This is a genomic window from Arthrobacter sp. LAPM80 (assembly GCF_046736435.1).
GTDB lineage: Bacteria > Actinomycetota > Actinomycetes > Actinomycetales > Micrococcaceae > Specibacter.
On the sequence record NZ_JBCHVD010000019.1, the window covers coordinates 48,770 to 67,180 of the forward strand.

General features: G+C 63.1%; 11 protein-coding genes. 9 read left to right on the forward strand and 2 right to left on the reverse strand.

Annotation, left to right across the window (positions count from 1 at the left end; all coding sequences use genetic code 11):
* Positions 1 to 97: 97 nt before the first annotated feature.
* Positions 98 to 616 carry a hypothetical protein gene (locus AAGW05_RS15710; protein ID WP_411805496.1) on the reverse strand — a complete coding sequence of 173 codons (519 nt, stop codon included), beginning with the start codon at positions 614 to 616 and terminating at the stop codon, positions 98 to 100.
* Between the two features lie 275 nt (positions 617 to 891).
* On the opposite strand from AAGW05_RS15710, the gene AAGW05_RS15715 reads away from it, so the two are divergent.
* The 6 genes from AAGW05_RS15715 (at position 892) to glgX (ending at position 7,788) form a co-directional block, all read left to right on the forward strand.
* The gene (locus tag AAGW05_RS15715) at positions 892 to 1,374 is read left to right on the forward strand and encodes a CarD family transcriptional regulator (protein ID WP_411805497.1); all 483 of its coding nucleotides are present in this window, start codon (positions 892 to 894) and stop codon (positions 1,372 to 1,374) included.
* 138 nt (positions 1,375 to 1,512) lie between these two features.
* Entirely contained in the window at positions 1,513 to 2,292 is a 780-nt protein-coding gene (gene ispD / locus AAGW05_RS15720) for a 2-C-methyl-D-erythritol 4-phosphate cytidylyltransferase (protein WP_411805498.1), read from the forward strand.
* A gap of 4 nt (positions 2,293 to 2,296) precedes the next feature.
* Positions 2,297 to 2,809, forward strand: a complete 513-nt coding sequence (gene ispF / locus AAGW05_RS15725; protein WP_411805499.1) for a 2-C-methyl-D-erythritol 2,4-cyclodiphosphate synthase — start codon at positions 2,297 to 2,299, stop codon at positions 2,807 to 2,809.
* 4 nt (positions 2,810 to 2,813) lie between these two features.
* A complete protein-coding gene (cysS, locus tag AAGW05_RS15730; protein ID WP_411805500.1) occupies positions 2,814 to 4,238 on the forward strand; it encodes a cysteine--tRNA ligase in 1,425 nt (474 codons plus the stop codon).
* 377 nt (positions 4,239 to 4,615) lie between these two features.
* Positions 4,616 to 5,611: a 23S rRNA (guanosine(2251)-2'-O)-methyltransferase RlmB gene (gene rlmB / locus AAGW05_RS15735; RefSeq protein ID WP_411805501.1), complete on the forward strand. Its 996-nt coding sequence runs from the start codon at positions 4,616 to 4,618 to the stop codon at positions 5,609 to 5,611.
* A 2-nt stretch (positions 5,612 to 5,613) separates the two neighbouring features.
* On the forward strand, positions 5,614 to 7,788 hold the full coding sequence (glgX, locus tag AAGW05_RS15740) for a glycogen debranching protein GlgX (RefSeq protein ID WP_411805502.1): 2,175 nt from the start codon (positions 5,614 to 5,616) through the stop codon (positions 7,786 to 7,788).
* An 83-nt stretch (positions 7,789 to 7,871) separates the two neighbouring features.
* On the opposite strand, the gene glgP is transcribed toward glgX, so the two are convergent.
* The gene (gene glgP / locus AAGW05_RS15745) at positions 7,872 to 10,487 is read right to left on the reverse strand and encodes an alpha-glucan family phosphorylase (protein WP_411805503.1); all 2,616 of its coding nucleotides are present in this window, start codon (positions 10,485 to 10,487) and stop codon (positions 7,872 to 7,874) included.
* A gap of 173 nt (positions 10,488 to 10,660) precedes the next feature.
* Between glgP and AAGW05_RS15750 the strand changes: the two genes are divergently transcribed.
* The 3 genes from AAGW05_RS15750 to glgB are packed head-to-tail and all read left to right on the forward strand — an operon-like array spanning position 10,661 to position 18,214.
* Positions 10,661 to 12,757, forward strand: a complete 2,097-nt coding sequence (locus AAGW05_RS15750) for an alpha-1,4-glucan--maltose-1-phosphate maltosyltransferase (RefSeq protein WP_411805504.1) — start codon at positions 10,661 to 10,663, stop codon at positions 12,755 to 12,757.
* A gap of 4 nt (positions 12,758 to 12,761) precedes the next feature.
* A complete protein-coding gene (treS, locus tag AAGW05_RS15755) occupies positions 12,762 to 14,549 on the forward strand; it encodes a maltose alpha-D-glucosyltransferase (protein WP_411805505.1) in 1,788 nt (595 codons plus the stop codon).
* On the forward strand, positions 14,549 to 18,214 hold the full coding sequence (gene glgB, locus AAGW05_RS15760) for a 1,4-alpha-glucan branching protein GlgB (RefSeq protein ID WP_411805506.1): 3,666 nt from the start codon (positions 14,549 to 14,551) through the stop codon (positions 18,212 to 18,214). The genes treS and glgB overlap by 1 nt, the downstream gene beginning before the upstream one ends.
* The last annotated feature ends 197 nt before the right edge of the window (positions 18,215 to 18,411 follow it).

An 18,411-nucleotide genomic window follows, 5' to 3' on the forward strand; every position in this document is an offset into this window, starting at 1 on the left:
GGGCCTGAAAAAGGGCACAAAAAGTGGGGCCGTCTGTCGTTGACGACAAACGGCCCCACTTGAAATGCTGCACTGCAGCAATGGCAGTGCGAAGAAGCTACGGCGCCTTGGTGGCCGCTGCGGTCGGTACGAGGTTCTTGTACTCGGCGAGGGTGCCGTCCAGGACGGGAACCTTCAGCGAGCCTGTTTCGGAGGACGCGCCCGAGGTCCGAAGCTTGATGGTCTCCATGGCGCCCGGAGGCTCGGCCATGGTGCTGAGGATTGCCTTGTCGGTGTCGGTGGCCAGAACCGTGGGCACGCCGGGTTTGACGGTGATTTCCGTCTGCGAGCCCTGGGCGCCGCTGATGGTCAGTGTGATGTCGGAATCGGCGTTGTTGTAGAACGTGCCAACCACGCGTCCGGGCTCACCTGCCGCCTTGGCGACGATCAGGACGTTGCGCAGGTCCATGCTGCCCAGTTTGAAGTTCACCCCGTCGGCGACGGTGACCTCCATGGTTGTGCTTTGCGCGTTGATGGCACTGCAACCAGTGAACGTCAATGCGCCAACACCGAAGGCGGCAATCAAGCCAAGGCGCTGTACTCGTTTGGTCCCGCGAATGCCGGCAGCGATTCTCACGTCAGTAACTCCTCATGGAAAAGACAAAATATCTTTGCCCAGCTTATCCGCAAATGACATGAATGTGCGCTTCCGCCTTTGCGGGGCAACTTTGTTCTGTGCAGCACCGGCTGGGCGATGCATCTCCTGTTGCTTTAGTCAAGGGCCGGGCAAATCTCCAATTGTTGGAACAATTGCGCGGTCAGCGTAGCGTTCGCGGCCCCTGACCTGCGGAAACTCAAGGGAGTGTCACGTTAACCGTGGTAAACTAGGGGTATTGGAAAGGGAGAATCCACATGCTCTTTGAGGTTGGCGAGACAGTAGTTTATCCGCACCATGGTGCCGCGAAGATCGAAGAGATCAAGATGCGCACCGTTCGTGGTGAAGAAAAGATGTACCTCAAGCTCAAGGTTGCGCAGGGGGATCTGACAATTGAAGTTCCCGCTGAGAACGTTGACCTTGTTGGTGTTCGCGATGTTGTAGGCAAGGAAGGCCTCGAGCACGTTTTCGAAGTCCTTCGAGCAGAGTTCACGGAAGAGCCCGCCAACTGGTCACGCCGGTACAAGGCAAACCTTGAAAAGCTTGCCTCCGGTGATGTCATCAAGGTCGCAGAAGTTGTCCGCGATCTCTGGCGCCGGGACAACGACCGCGGCGTTTCTGCCGGTGAGAAGCGTTTGCTCGCGAAGGCCCGTCAGATCCTGATTTCGGAGCTTGCGTTGGCGGAAAAGACCGACGAAGAGAAGGCATCCGAGGTTCTCGACGAGGTTTTGGCTTCATAAGTTTTCACAGTTTTTACCAAAGAGCCCCCACACCCATAGGGTGCGGGGGCTCTTTCGCGCCCGCAGCGCGCCCGGGAAAGAGGCCCGGAGGCCAGGGAGTTCCTGTCAATCCGGCCGGGGCCGACTACTGTAGGAACCATGACTGAGGTGAAGGCCGGCTCGTGTGCCGTGGTGATAGTTGCAGCAGGATCCGGGCAGCGCCTGGGCCATGGGGTTCCAAAGGCGCGCGTGCCCCTTGGCGGTGACGCCATGCTGGTCCACGCCGTCCGCGGCGTCATGAAGGCGGGAATCGCCGCGCAAATCTGCGTAGCCATTCCTTCCCAGGACTCCGAACTGGCTGACATCTGCCGCCGGCTTGGTGCCGAGGCGGCGACGGCAGGCCTGATGTTCAGTGTCGTCGACGGCGGAGATGAGCGCTCAGCGTCCGTCAACGTGGCCCTGGATGCCATTGCCGACGGCGTCACAACCGTCATGATCCACGACGCCGCCCGGCCACTGACGCCGTCGGGCGTTTTCAACCGGGTCGCGGCAGCCCTACGCGACGGGGCCAAGGCCGTCATCCCCGCGCTGGCAGTGACAGACACCATCAAGACGGTCGTTCCGGCCAGCCTTCCCGCCACCGGCGCAGGGCTGGAGAAGGTCGTTGACACCCCCGCCAGGATGCAGTTGCGCGCAGTTCAGACACCCCAGGGCTTCGAGCTTGCGACCCTGCGCCGGGCCTACGCCCACCTACTGACGCTCGACGCCGCAGCCGCCTCCCTCATTACCGATGACGCCATGCTTGTCGAGGCGCTGGGGGACGATGTGTACGTGGTGCAGGGATCGACCCACAGCTTCAAGGTCACCACGCCCATGGACCTGCTGCTGGCCGAGGCCATGCTCGCGGGCCCGTTGCGACCCCGCTGGGTGGAGGGATAGACCCGTGATCCTGCCCCGCACCGGCATTGGCGTGGACATCCACGCCTTCGCGCCCGAGGACAACCCCGCACCCCTGTGGCTCGCCGGCCTGCTGTGGGAGGGTGAACGCGGCCTCAGTGGACATTCAGACGGCGACGCCGTGGCCCACGCGGCCGCCGACGCCCTGTTCTCCGCTGCAGGGGTGGGCGACCTCGGCACACACTTTGGCACAGACCGCCCCGAATATCAGGGCGCATCGGGCGTGCGCCTGCTGGCCGAAGCCGCACGCATTGTCAGGGTGGCAGGCTTTGAGATCGGCAACATTGCCGTGCAATTTATTGGCAACCGGCCCAAATTCAGTCCACGCCGAGCCGAGGCCGAAGCTGCCTTGAGCGAGGCCGCCGGCGCACCCGTCTCGGTCAGTGCAACGACGTCGGACGGGTTGGGGTTCCCCGGTCGAAGTGAGGGCATCACCGCGGTGGCCACCGCGCTCGTGGTCGCCATGGTGCCCACTGACACGGGCGACGGGATACCCTAGAGCCGTGACCCTGCGCTTCCATGACTCCGCCACCTCTGCCGTCCGCGACTTTGTTCCGCTCAAGGACGGGCAGGTTTCGCTCTACTACTGCGGCGCCACCGTTCAGGGTGAGCCGCACATCGGCCATGTCCGCTCCGCGCTTGCCTTTGATCAGCTGACGCGCTGGCTCAAGGTCAGTGGCTACGAGGTCACAGTTGTCCGCAATGTGACTGACATTGACGACAAGATCCTGCTCAAGGCCGCCGAAAACAACGAGCCGTGGTGGGCGCTGGCCTACAGGTTTGAGCAGGCCTTCGAGGACGCCTATGACGCCCTCGGCATTCTCAAGCCCACCTATGAGCCCCGCGCCACCGGCCACATTCCCGAAATGCACGCCCTGATTGCCAACCTCATCGAGCGCGGCCACGCCTACCCGGCCCTCGATGATTCCGGCGACGTCTACTTCGACGTGCGCTCATGGAAGCAGTACGGCTCGCTGACAAACCAGAACATTGACGACATGCAGGCCGCGCCCGACGCCGACCCCCGGGGCAAGCGCGATCCGCGCGACTTTGCGCTGTGGAAGGGCTTCAAGGAGGGCGAGCCGGAGACTGCCAGGTGGGAGTCCCCGTGGGGTGCGGGGCGTCCTGGCTGGCACCTGGAGTGCTCGGCCATGGTCACCAAGTACCTTGGCACGGAGTTCGACATCCACGGCGGCGGGCTGGACCTGCGCTTCCCGCACCACGAAAACGAGATGGCCCAGTCCCAGGCTGCCGGCCACGGGTTCGCAAATTTCTGGATGCACAACGGCATGGTCACCTTTGAGGGTGAAAAGATGTCCAAGTCCATCGGCAACACCATCAACCCGCGCGAAATGCTTGAGATCGCGCGCCCGCTGGTTGTCCGCTACTACCTGGGCCAGGCCCACTACCGCTCGGTGCTTGACTACCGTCCGGGCTCGCTCACTGAGGCCGGGGCCGCCGTCGAACGCATTGAGACGTTCATGCAGGCGGCCCTTGGGCAGGTCTTCCCCGACGGCGGATTCATGACGTCGGGCACTCTGGCGCTGCCGGAGGCCTTCCGTGCAGCCATGGACGAGGACCTGAACGTCCCCGCGGCCCTGGCCGTGCTCCATGAAACCGTCAGGACCGGCAACACCGCGCTTGCGGCACAGGACAAGGCTGCCGCGGAAGAAGCCTTCCTTGCCGCCTTTGCCATGACGGACGCCTTGGGGATCAACCCGCTGGATGAACAGTGGGCCGCGGCGGCAGGGTCGCCGGCCGCACTTGGCGCGCTTGAGGTGCTCCTGAAAGCCCAGCTTGAGGCGCGTGCGCTGGCCAGGGCCGAGAAGAACTGGGCCGAATCGGATAGAATCCGTGATCTTCTGGCGGCAGCCGGCGTGGAAGTGGCCGATTCCGCCAACGGTTCAACTTGGTCCCTGAAAAAGTAGCCCCCAACGCTCCCTCACCTTTCGTAGTGTTGGGAGGAACGCTCCCTCACCTTTCGTCGTGTTGGGAGGAACGCTCCCTCACCTTTCGTCGTGTTGGGAGGAACGCTCCCTCACCTTTCGTCGTGTTGGAAGGAACGCTCCCTCACCCGAAACCCGAAGCGACGCCGGACGGGGTATCGCCACGCCAGCAGTAACGGTGAGAATGCGCACTTTTGGGTGCCAGCCATGCCTCGATTTGCATTGAGGACGTAGGCTATTAGCTACGGGTGTTTTGTTTCCCGTTATGAGGCGTGCCAAAAACGTGCCCGCTCAAAGATTTGTTTGACGAACTTCGGGGTCTGCATAAAAGGCGCCGCACCAATCGTAAGGGTTTCACCATGGCCAATGATTCACACCGCGGAGCAGTACGCAAGCTCAAGAAGGGCCCCATCAAGGGCACGGGCGGGCTTGGTCGCAAGGCACTTGAGGGCAAGGGCCCCACTCCCAAGGCTGCAGAGCGCACCTACCACAAGGCGTACAAGAACAATGAGTTGGCCGAGCGTTCCGCTGCCAAGCGCGCCGGCACGAGTGCCTCGCCGCGCCGCAACAGCGGCCCCAAGGGCAAGGCCATGGAGGAACTCGTCACGGGCCGCAACTCCGTCCTGGAGGCACTGCGCGCCGCAATCCCCGCGAAGGCACTCTACGTGGCCGTGCGCGTTGACATGGACGACCGCGTCCGCGAATCCATCAAGCTGGCTGCCGAGCGTGGCATCCCGCTGCTTGAAGCGCAGAAGCCTGAACTTGACCGCTTGACCGAAGACGCCATCCACCAGGGCCTGGTCCTGCAGATTCCCCCGTACGAGTACGAGGACGCCGTGGATACCGCGAGCGAGATCATGGCCAAGTGGAAGCGCGGGCACATTGCCAACGCGCCCCTCATCGTCGCCCTTGACGGGATCACAGACACCCGCAACCTCGGTGCGATCATCCGCAGCGTGTCGGCATTCTCCGGACACGCCGTCATCATCCCCGAACGCCGCAGCGCCGGCGTGACGGCCGCAGCCTGGAAGACCAGTGCCGGCGCAGCGGTGCGCGTCCCCGTCGCCAAGGCGCCCAACCTGAACCGTGCCATCGGTGCGTTCCAGAAGATGGGCTTCTTCGTGTTGGGGCTCGACGGCGACGGCGACGTTTCGCTGCCCGACCTCACCCTGGCCCAGGAACCGGTGTGCATCGTTGTCGGCTCAGAGGGCAAGGGCCTGTCCCGCCTGGTGCGCGAGAACTGCGACCAAATTGTGTCAATCCCGATCAACTCGGCCATGGAATCCCTCAATGCCTCCATGGCAGTGGGCATCAGCCTGTACGAGATCTCGAGGCAACGCGCGGCAAAGGCCTGACGGTGTCAGTCACCGTCGTCGAGGCCATCAGCACTCTGGGGGCAGCACAGTCACGCCGCTTTCCGCTGGGTGTCAGTGACATTCCGCGGGAGGAGGGGCCAGCGGCGGTGAACGTTGCAGTCTATTCGCCCGCCTACCACAGCGTCGTGCTGTGCTTCCAGCCTCCCGGCGGGCAGTGGAAGGCAATGATCCTGCCTGACAAGACCGACGGCGTGCACCACGTTCTGGTCGAGAACATGCCTGTTGGAAGCCGCTATGGTTTCCACGTGGGCCTTGAGGCAGCGCAGGCTGAAATGCTGTTGATCGATCCTGAGGCAGTGCAGCTGCTGCTGGATCCGTACGGCCGCTACATCGACGAACAATGCGGCCCCGACGGTGTCACAAGGTACCTGTCGGTGCGCATGGATTCGGAATTTGACTGGGGCACCGTCGCCCGCCCCAACACGCCATGGCGCGAAACCATTTTCTACGAAGCACACGTGCGCGGCCAGACAATGCTGCACCCGGATGTGCCTGAGGAAATCCGTGGAAGCTATGCCGGCATGGCCCACCCCGCCATGATCAAGCACCTGCAGGACCTGGGCGTGACCGCCGTCGAGCTTTTGCCTATTCATTTCCACATCGACGAGCCACACCTTGTCGGTTCAGGGATGAGCAATTACTGGGGTTACAACACCCTGGGCTTCTTTGCCCCGCACGTGAAGTACGCAAGTGCCGCCGCGCGCGCGGCCGGTCCGGCTGCGGTCCAGGCCGAGCTCAAGGGCATGATCAAGCTGCTGCACATGGCCGGCATCGAGGTGATCCTTGACGTTGTGTACAACCACACGGCCGAGGGCGGGGCCGGCGGGCCAAGCTACAGCTGGCGCGGCCTGGCCGAGGAGCAGTACTACCGCATGCGCGACGGCCACTACTACGACACCACCGGGTGCGGGAACACCCTGAACTTTGGCAATCCCCACGTCATCAAGATGGCCATGGATTCGCTGCGGTACTGGGTCGAAGAGTTCCACATCGACGGCTTCCGCTTTGACCTTGCAGTTTCCCTGGCGCGCAACGGCGTCCACGAGTTCACCAATCAGCACCCGTTCCTGCTGGCAGCGGCCACCGACGGCGTGCTGTCCTCGACGAAGCTCATTTCGGAGCCGTGGGATGTTGGCTACGGCGGCTGGCAGACGGGAAAATTCCCTACTGGCTGGGCCGACTGGAACGACTCGTTCCGCGACACAGTGCGTGAAGTGTGGCTCACCGACAGGGCTGCCATGCTGTCCGGCTACCACCACAACGGGCTGGCCAGGTTTGGTGATGCGCTGGGTGGCTCTGTCGAGCTGTTCGCCGAATCGGGCCGCAGCCGCCTGTCATCCATCAACCTGATTACTGCACATGATGGTTTTACGCTTGCCGATCTCACCGCGTACAACCACAAGCACAACCAGGACAACCAGGAAGACAACCGCGACGGCACCAGCAACAACCGCAGCTGGAACCACGGCGTCGAGGGCATCACCAATAACCCCGATACCCAGGCCAAGCGTGCCAGGACCAGCCGGAACCTCATGGCCACCATGCTCCTGGCCCAGGGCGTTCCGATGATCACGGCAGGGGATGAGATTGGACGCAGCCAGGGCGGAAACAACAACGTCTACTGCCAGGACAATGAAATTGCCTGGGTCGACTGGACCATGGATGACGAGGCCAAGACCATGATGGCCGCCACGACCCGCCTGCTGCGGATCCGCAAGCACTTCCTGGCCGCCCAGCCAAGCAGCTATCCCACCCGCGGCGGACAGTCCTTCATCCACTGGTTCGGCGCCGATGGCCTGGCCATGACTGCCGAGCGGTGGAAGAACCCGTACGAACGCGTCCTGACCATGTTGCTCGGTTCCCCCGATGGCACGGTTGACGGTCTGGTCGTGTTCAACACCGGCATCACCGATGAGGACGTGATCCTGCCCGCCAATCCGCGCTTTGGTGCCGCCGATTCCGTCCCTGAAGGCTCCGCTGCCGAGGCGCCCAGGCCTTACATGTTGCGGATGACCACCGCGGCGTCGTCAACGACGCCCGACGGCGAACCCACCTTCCACCTGCCGCGGTCCATTCCTGTGGTGGAGGCGGGCGCCGCCGTACGGGTCGAAGCCAACACCGTCCAGCTGTACCGCAACGACCTCACCGCCAGTTGAGATTGGAGATCATGACGCCCCGGGGCGGCCGCCGGCACGGCGGACGCTGACGGGGCGTCATTATCTCCAATCTCAACGGGGCCCTACGCGGTGGTGATGAGCCCCAACTCTGCAGGATTGCCCAGTGCCTCGTGGCGGGGGAGGACCTGGACGCCGTAGCCAAAGTTCCCCGATCGATCAATGAGCAGCCCGGCCGAGAACTGATAGCGGCCGGGGCCGTCCTCCTCCACCGAGTCCAGGGTGAGGACGCGGGTTTCGCTCAGCTCGTCGGAGTCGCCGGCTGTCCCGTAGACAACGCTGACGTGCACGTCCTCGGGTGAAAGCCGGCCAAGGTTGAGGTGGGCGCGGACCTGCAGCGATTCTCCAATTTGCGGTTCGTCGGTGAGCCCGTGCGAGTCAACATGCTCAATGTGAACGTCCTGCCACGCCGGCCTGACCCTCGCAACCCAGGCCGCGAGCTCCTTCGCGGCGGAGTAGGAGTCGGCCCGGGCCAGGCGCCCCGCCACAGCGGCAGGCTGGTACAAACGCTGCACGTATTCGGCCACCATGCGGTTCGCTGACACGGCAGGGCCCAGATGCGCCAGGGTGTGCTTGATCATGGAAATCCAGTGGGACGGCAGGCCCCCGTTGTGCGGCTGGGACGGGCCTGCCGCACCGGCGGCGGCAGCCACCACCTCGCCGTAGAAGCGGGGTGCGACCTGCTTTTCCAGCAACTCGTACAGGGCCGCGGCTTCGATGTCGTCGCGTTCCTCCTCGCTGGTGCCGGTATTTGCCGTGGGGATCGCCCAGCCGTTTTCGCCGTCGTACATCTCATCCCACCAGCCGTCCATGACCGAAAGGTTCAATGAGCCGTTGATGGCGGCCTTCATGCCCGAGGTGCCGCACGCCTCCAGCGGCCGGAGCGGGTTGTTGAGCCACACGTCGCAGCCGGGGAACAGCGTGCGGGCCATGGCGATGTCGTAGTTGGGCAGGAATACGATCCTGTGGCGCACCTCGGGGTCGTCGGTGAACTGCACCAGGTCCTGGATCATCTTCTTGCCCGCGTCGTCGGCGGGGTGCGACTTTCCGGCGATGATGATCTGGATCGGGTGCTCCGGATGCAGCAGCAGCGCCTTAAGCCTGGCTGGGTCGCGCAGCATCAGCGTCAGGCGTTTGTATGTGGGGACGCGGCGGGCGAAGCCGATAGTCAGCACGCCGGGGTCAAGCACCGAGTCCGTCCACGCGAGTTGGGCATCGGCGGCACCGCGCTTCTTCCACGAGGCACGCAGACGACGGCGGGCATCCTCCACGAGCTTTGTGCGAAGGCGACGACGGAGCGCCCAGACGTCCTCGTCGCTGACGTCGTAAACCCTGGACCAGTCGGGCCCGTCGAGGACGTCGGCGCCGAAGCGTTCCTTGGCCAGGGCCGCCAACTCGGGGTCGACCCACGTGGGCACATGCACACCGTTTGTCACTGAGGTGATCGGCACGTCCGCCTGTTCAAAGCCCGGCCAGAGACCCGAAAACATGCCCCGGGACACCACGCCGTGCAACTTCGCCACACCGTTGGCGCGTTGGGCCAGGCGCAGCCCCATGACCGCCATGTTGAACACATCGTGGTCGCCGCCGTCGTAATCCTCCGCGCCAAGGGCAAGGATCTGCCCCACGGGCACCCCTGGTGCAAGCTGCCCCGCGAAGAAATGCTCGATCATGCCGCGCGGGAAACGGTCGATGCCCGCCGGGACGGGCGTGTGGGTGGTGAACACCGTGGACGCCCGGCCCGCGGCCAACGCCTCGCCCCAGGACAGAGGAGGGGAGGTGACGGTCGGGTCCATGAGCTCGCGAATGCGCTCGATGCCAAGGAAGCCGGCGTGGCCCTCGTTCGTGTGGAAAACCTCGGGGGCGGCTGTGCCGCTCAGGCGGGCGTGGGCACGCAGCGCCTTGACCCCGCCCATGCCCAGCAGCAGTTCCTGGGTCAGGCGGTGGTCGCCGCCGCCGCCATAGAGCCTGTCGGTGACACCGCGTGCGGCGGGGTCGTTGGTCGGCACGTTCGAGTCAAGCAGAAGCAGTGGAACCCGGCCGACGTCGGCCCTCCAGATGTGCGCGCGCAGCACCCTGTCATCGGGCAGCGGCAGCTGAATCTCCACTGGTGTGCCGTCCTCCTCGCGCAGCAGGGTCAGCGGCAGCGCGTCGGGGTCCAGGAGAGGGTAGCTTTCCTGCTGCCAGGCATCCTTGGACAGCGACTGCTTGAAATAGCCCGCCTGGTAGAGAAGTCCGACACCGATGAGTGGCACCCCGAGGTCGGATGCGGACTTGAGGTGGTCGCCAGCGAGGATGCCGAGCCCGCCGGAGTACTGGGGGAGGACTTCTGAAATACCAAATTCAGGGGAGAAGTAAGCGATGCATTCGGGTGCGTCAGGACCCAGGCCCTGGTACCATCGCGGCAGGTCAAGGTAGGTGTCAAGGCTGTTTGCCGCCGCATCCACGCGGGCCACCACCTCCGGGTCGTTGGCGAGTTCCTGAAGCTGCTCGCGGGACATGGAGGCGATCATGGCCAGCGGGTCGTGCCGGGACGCATCCCACAACGCAGGGTTGAGTGATTCAAACAGGGACCGGGTGGGCAGGTGCCAGGACCAGCGGAGGTTTGTGGCCAGCCGTGTCAGGGCAGAAATTGGCGCAGGAACAACGGTTCGGACGGTAAATCTGCGGATTGCCTTCATTAGGGTCACCCTAGTCGAAGAAGGTTGACCCGGCACGGTCTTGTGACATTTTTGCGATTAGTTACGTGATTCTCCCGGCGTGGGGCGCTATGTGTCCTGCGTGTGACGGCGGGACGCACTGAAATGGCGTCCGCCCTTAGCAATCCGGGCGGGGAGTCGCTAACGTCTAGTTTGTGAGTACAAACAAGCCTTCGCGCAATGCGTCAGCCCAGACCAAGCGCCCCGCCGCGTCCACCACGTCGCCAGCAGATCCGCGCAACGGCCTGCGCTTTGGCCGGATCCCTATCACTGCCGTGCAGCCCGTCCTTGAGGGCGGTGCCTTCCCGGCCAAGGGCGTCGTGGGGGCGGACGTGCAGGTCAACGCCGTCATTTTCCGTGAGGGCCACGACATTCTGGGCGGCACCGCTGTGTTGTTCGATCCCGCAGGCAGCGAAACCCAGCGCACAAGGCTCTCCCCGGGCGCCAAGGGAAGCGACTCCTGGCACGGCGTGCTCACCCCGGGCCATGAGGGCGACTGGAGCTTCGCCGTCGAGGGCTGGACCGACCAGTACGCAACCTGGGCCCACAACGCGCAGGTTAAGATCAACGCCGACGTCGATGTCGAGCTCATGCTGGCAGAGGGTGCGCTGCTGTTGGGCAACGCCGCAAAAGCCGCGAAGGAAAGCGCCCCCGAGGCGGCCAAGGCGTTCAAGCACGCCGCGGCCACCCTTGCCGATGCTTCCCTGAACACCAACGACCGCCTGGCCGCCGGCACAGGCGCGGCGGTGCGTGCCGCCGTCGCACATTTCCCATTGCGGGACCTGGTGACGCGCAGTGAAACGTTCCCGCTAAGGGTGGAGCGGGATGCCGCAGGCCGCGGCGCCTGGTATGAATTCTTCCCCCGCTCCGAGGGTGCCAGGCGTAATCTCGACACCGGCGAGTGGACAAGCGGGACGTTCACGACGGCGGCCCGCCGCCTCCCGGCCGTCGCGGCCATGGGCTTTGACGTTGTGTACCTGCCCCCGATCCACCCGATTGGCACCATCAACCGCAAGGGCCCCAACAACTCACTGACGGCGGGGCCGGGGGATCCCGGATCGCCGTGGGCCATTGGTTCGGCGGCTGGCGGGCACGACGCCATCCACCCCGATTTGGGTACCTTCGGGGACTTCGACGCGTTCGTGGCTGCCGCGAACGAGCTCGAACTGGAGGTCGCGCTCGACCTCGCCTTGCAGTGCGCACCCGACCACCCCTGGACTACGGAACACCCTGAATGGTTTACCACGCGGGTCGACAGCACCATCGCCTACGCGGAAAACCCTCCGAAGAAGTACCAGGACATCTACCCGCTGAACTTCGACAATGATCCCACCGCCCTCTCACACGAGATCCTGCGGATTGTGCGGCTGTGGATCAACCACGGAGTACGGATCTTCCGGGTGGACAACCCGCATACCAAGCCCGTCTGGTTCTGGGAATGGCTCATTGGCACCATCAACGCCGAACGCCCCGACGTGGTGTTCCTCGCCGAGGCCTTCACCCGCCCGGCCATGATGGCGGCACTGGGGCGGGCCGGATTCCAGCAGTCGTACAGCTACTTCACATGGCGCAACACCAAGGCAGAACTTGAGGAGTACCTGGTCCATGTGAGCCGGGAGTCGGCAGGCTACTTCCGCCCGAACTTCTTCGTCAACACCCCCGACATCCTCACCGAGTACCTGCAATACGGCGGGCCTGCGGCGTTCAAGATCCGCGCGATCCTTGCAGCCATGGGCAGCCCGCTGTGGGGCATGTACGCCGGGTATGAACTCTACGAGCACGTGGCGCGTCCCGGTTCCGAGGAGAACATCGACAACGAAAAGTACGAGTACAAGGACCGCGACTTCGCCGCGGCGGAGGCGCAGGGGAAGTCGTTGGCGCCCTTTGTGACGTTGCTGAACAGCATCCGCCGGGCCCATCCGGCCCTGCTTGACTTGCAAAACTTGAGCCTGCATGAAAGCTCGGACGACGCAACGCTCGTGTTCAGCAAACACAAGCATATTGCGGCCACCGCCACGGAGCCGGCCCGCAAGGACACCGTGATTGTGGTGATCAACGTCGACCCGCACAGCATGCGCGAGGGCCAGGTGACACTTGACCTGGACGCACTTGAACTGGACGGGCTTTCGCCCGACGGGACGTTCCAGGTTGACGATCTCATCACCGGCGCCACCTGGAACTGGGGTAAGAAGAACTACTTCCGCCTCGATGCCCACATGGAGCCCGCCCACATCCTGCACGTTAGGCGATGACGCCATGGCCTTCCCCAACATCAACAGTGCCCCGCAGTTCAACTTGAATGCGCCAGGGCTCGCCCATGACCCGCACTGGTACAGAAAAGCCGTCTTCTACGAGGTGCTGGTGCAGAGCTTTGCCGACGCCAACGGTGACGGGATGGGCGACTTCTCGGGGTTGATCTCACGCCTTGATTACCTGCAGTGGTTGGGGATCGACTGCCTGTGGCTGCCGCCCTTCTTTGACTCGCCCCTGTTGGACGGAGGCTATGACGTCCGCAACTTCAGGGCAGTCATGGAAAAGTACGGCACCATCTCAGACTTCAAGTCGCTGGTGGCGCAGGCCCATGAACGCGGCATGAGGATCATCATCGACCTGCCGCTGAACCACACCTCCGACCAGCATTCCTGGTTCAAGGCGTCGCGGGAGGAACCCGACGGTCCCTTTGGCGACTTTTACATGTGGAGCGACACCACCGAGCTGTACAAGGATGCCAGGATCATCTTCGTTGACACGGAGGAGTCCAACTGGACCTTTGACCCCATCCGGCGGCAATTCTTCTGGCACAGGTTCTTCAGTCACCAGCCGGACTTGAACTTCAGGAACCCCGCTGTCCGGGAGGCCATTTTCGAGGTGGTACGGTTTTGGCTCGAACAGGGCATTGACGGTTTCCGGGCTGACGCCATTCCCTACCTCTTTGCCGAGGATGGCACCAACTGCGAAAACCTTCCCGAGACGCACCAGTTCCTGCAGGACCTGCGCGCCATGGTCGATGCGGAATTCCCCGGCAGGGTCATCATTGCCGAGGCCAACCAGATGCCCCACGAGGTGGTGGACTACTTTGGCACGGCGGAGGCCCCCGAATGCCACATGGCGTTCCACTTCCCGATCATGCCAAGGCTCTACTATGCGTTGCGGGACCAAAAGGCGGCACCGATTGTCGAGACCATGGCCAACACCCCCGACATCCCGCACGGCGCGCAGTGGGGGACGTTCCTGCGCAACCATGACGAACTGACCCTTGAGATGGTCACGCCCACCGAGCGTGAGGCCATGCTGGGTTGGTATGCCCCGGACTCCCGGATGCGGGCCAATATCGGCATCCGGCGCCGGCTGGCGTCGTTGCTTGATAATTCGAGGGCGGAAATTGAGCTGATCAACGCCCTGCTGCTGGCCCTGCCCGGCAGTCCGTTCCTGTATTACGGGGATGAGATTGGCATGGGTGACAACATCTGGCTCGATGACAGGGATGCCTCACGCACACCCATGCAGTGGAACCCCGACCGCAACGCGGGCTTCTCCAGCGCGGACCCGGGCAAGCTCTTCCTTCCCGTGGTGCAGTCCCTCGTGTACCACTACAATCACGTCAACGTTGAGGCACAGACGGCCCACAGCAGTTCCCTGCTGCACTGGAACAAACAGATTCTGTGGGTCCGCAGGGCCCACCCTGCCTTTGGCCTGGGCCGCTACGAGAACGTGCCCACCTCGCACGAATCCACGCTGGCTTTCCTGCGGGTGCTCCCCGTTGGCAATGCGGAGGGGGAGTTCCCCGAAACGCTCCTGTGTGTTTTCAACCTTTCCCAGCACCCTTCGGCCACCACGCTGCACGTGCCAACGCTCGCCGGCCGCGGCTTGAGGGACGTCTTCGGCCATGACACGTTCCCCGGCTTCGACGACGAAGGAAACCTCACCTTGACCCTTGGCTCCTACGACTTCTTTTGGCTGCGCGTGCGCTCACAGGCCTCCAACCCAGCTTCAACCCAGACGCAGGCCATTCCCGTCATTGACGGATCGGTGTTCGGGTACTGATGGCAACCGATCTCCTGGACCTGCTGGCGCACTGGCTGCCGCAACAGCGCTGGTACCCGCGCAAGGGCAGCGCCGGCGAGGGTGCACGGCTGGCCGTCGCCGACAGCTTCGAGCTCCCGTCAACCGATGCCTCCGTGACCCTGCTGGTCCTCCTTGTCAGCGTCGACTTCCCCGGCGTCCACCCCGCTGGCTCCCACCCCGGCGGCGTCCACCCCGTCAAGGACCCGCACGACGTCGGCCCCGGCCTGACGCTGCAGGTTCCCCTGAGCATCTACCATTGTGATACGACTGTGTTAAGTGGCGCCGTTCCGGGCCCCTCTGCGTTGGGTGAGGTGACCCCCGGCCACGTGTGGCCCGGAGGCGACGTTTTCGACGGCCTTGCGGACCCTGTTTTCCTGCAGGCCTGGCTTTCGCCGGCCCTCTGCGATGCAAACCCTGCCGCCACGGCGGAGCTGAGCATCTGGCGGAATCCTGGTCTCGGTGAACTGGCAGACGTCACTGTCTCGGGGATTCGTGCGCTCGGGCAGGAACAATCCAACAGCTCGGTTGTTTTCCAGCTAGCCGGCAGGCCCCTGATAGCGAAGTTCTTCCGGATCCTTCAGCCGGGCACGCACCCCGAAGTCGAGATTGGCCGCGCCCTCGCCGCAGTGACTGGCGGCCCGAGCGTCCCTGCGCTCCAGGCAACTGTCGCCCGGGGGGAAGGCGGCGCAACACTTTTTGTCGTTCACGACTTCATCCCAGGAGCGCGTGATGGATGGGACGCTGCCCTGGAATCAGCTGGGACCGAAGGGGACTTTTCGGGCCCAGCGTTCGCAATAGGCGTTTCGCTCGCGCAGCTCCACGCCGGCCTGCGGAAAGCCTTGGGTGATCAACGCGCGGATAAGGCCAGATCCGCGGCCTTCGCCCGGGCGATTGCCGCCCGGCTAGAGTGGGCCTGGGCGCTGGCGCGCCCCGCCGTCGGACCTTACGACGAACAATTCAACAGTATTTTGGCGCAACTGAACCAAATAAATTCACTCCCCCTGCTTCAGCGCATCCACGGAGACCTGCACCTGGGCCAGCTCCTGCACGGGGAATCGGCCGGTGGAAACGAATGGTACATCCTTGACTTTGAAGGTGAACCGCTGCGCCCGCTCGAGGAGCGCGGCCGTTTTGACGTGGGGCTGCGCGATGTCACAGGCATGTTGCGTTCCTTCGACTATGCAGGCGCCCAGGCTTCAGCAACGGGGCTCATTTCACGGGAGTCCGGCGTCGCCTGGTCCCAATGGAGTGCTGAAGCCTTTATCCAGGGCTACGAAAGTGCCTCCGGCAGCAAAATAGCACGTAACAGTCCAATTTTCGTGGCATTGTGGCTGGATAAGGCACTGTACGAAGTTGTTTATGAATTGCAGAATCGGCCCAGCTGGGTTTGGATGCCGGTAAATGCCGTGCGGGATTTGTTTGAATCAAGGGAAAGCGGTGTGGACGTGCGACTAGATAAAATGGCCCCTGTGGCAGTCAATGCTGGAATTTTGGCACGAATTTCCGAAGGTACCTATTATGCCCCGCACTCGGTGCTGGGTGCGCACCTGGACGGCGAGGGCTATGTAACTGTCCGCGCGCTGCGGCACTTGGCGAAGTCGGTGACACTGGTTACCAACCGCGGCGAATTTCCCATGACCCATGAACGCGGGGGGATCTGGGTTGCGGTGGTGGCCGTTGAGGAGGCCGGTCACGTTCCCGACTACAGACTCGATGTTGGCTATGCCGACGGCGTGCACCGCACCGACGATCCGTACAGGTACCTTCCCACTGTCGGCGAATTGGACATGCACCTCATTGCCGAAGGTCGCCACGAGACCCTGTGGACTGTTTTGGGCGCGCATGTCCAGCGCTACCACTCCGAACTGGGGGACGTCTCGGGCGCCAGTTTTGCGGTGTGGGTACCTGCCGTGCAGGCTGTCAGGGTCGTCGGTGAATTCAATGGCTGGGATGGGCGCGGAAACGCCATGCGCAGCCTGGGCACCAGCGGGATTTGGGAATTGTTCATCCCGGACGTCGCCGTGGGGGACCGGTACAAGTTTGAGATCCTCACCGAGGACGGCCAATGGCTGCAAAAGGCCGACCCCATGGCCTATGGCACAGAGGTTCCGCCGCTGACGGCGTCGCGCGTTGTTGAATCCACGTACTCGTTCCAGGACGGCGACTGGATGGCGAAGCGTGCCAAGACCGATCCGCACAATTCACCCATGAGCGTCTATGAGGTCCATCTGGGTTCGTGGCGCCCGGGGCTGAGCTATGCGGAGCTTGCCAAGGACCTCGTCGAGTACGTCCATGGTCTTGGCTTCACCCATGTTGAGCTCATGCCCGTCGCGGAACACCCCTTTGGCGGTTCGTGGGGATACCAGGTCACCTCGTATTACGCCCCCACGTCCCGTTTCGGCCACCCCGACGAATTCCGCTTCCTCGTGGATTCCCTCCACCAGGCCGGAATCGGCGTGATCATGGACTGGGTGCCGGCACACTTCCCGAAGGATGAATGGGCGCTGGCGAAATTCAACGGCCGGACGCAATATGAGCACTCGGATCCGCGGTTGGGGGAGCACCCCGACTGGGGAACGCTGATCTTTGATTTTGGCCGTAACGAGGTCCGGAACTTCCTTGTGGCCAACGCACTCTATTGGATGGAAGAGTTCCATATTGATGGACTGCGTGTGGATGCCGTTGCGTCCATGCTGTACCTGGATTACTCCCGCGAAGACGGGCAGTGGAGTCCCAACCGGTTTGGCGGGCGCGAGAACCTGGAAGCAATCAGTTTCCTGCAGGAAATGAATGCAACGGCTTACAGACGCAACCCCGGCGTTGTCACGATCGCCGAGGAATCCACGGCTTTCCCCGGAGTTACGGCACCCACCAGCGGCGGTGGTCTGGGCTTTGGCATCAAGTGGAACATGGGGTGGATGCACGACTCGCTGACCTACATGTCCGAGGATCCCGTCAACCGCGGGTGGCACCACAACCAAATCACCTTCTCCATGGTCTATGCCTTTACGGAGAACTTCCTTTTGCCCATCAGCCATGATGAGGTCGTCCATGGCAAGGGATCCTTGTTGCGTAAGATGCCCGGCGACAGGTGGCAGCAGTTGGCCAACCTGCGGGCCTACTTGGCATTCCAGTGGGCGCATCCGGGCAAGCAGCTGATCTTTATGGGAACCGAGTTCGGTCAGGAAGCCGAATGGAGCGAACAGCACGGACTTGACTGGTGGTTGGCGGAGGACCCCTCGCACAGCGCCATCCAGTCGCTGGTGAAGGATCTGAACGAAATCTATTCCTCTGTTCCTGCACTTCATGAGCAGGACAACGTCCAGGCCGGCTTCGAATGGCTCAATGGCGGGGATACCGAAAACAATGTGGTCTCCTTTGTCCGCCTGGACAAGGCAGGCAACCCCATTGTTTGCCTCTTCAACTTTGCCGGTGTTGCCTACGAGGGTTACCGGGTCGGGCTTCCTGCTTCCGGGAAGTGGGAGGAAGTCCTCAACACTGATCTTGAGAGCTATGGTGGCTCCGATGTGCGGAACATCGGTGAATTGAAGGCCGAAGACGTGGCATGGGATGGGCAGAAAGCCTCACTGCGGCTGCGCGTTCCGCCACTTGGCGCACTGTACTTGTCGCCCATAACCACCTAGAAACCGCGGGCGTGGGAGCACCTGCCTGCCGATTGGTATTCACGGCAGGCAGGTGCTAGAGTTAGTACTCCGCTGAACGAACGGTTCAGATCCGGACAAGACCAAATCACTGGCCTCGAAAAAGGCTCAATGGTTTATGTTCAAATGATTATTTGAATTCAGTCTAAATTATGGATTTGACTTACTGGAATTCAGTC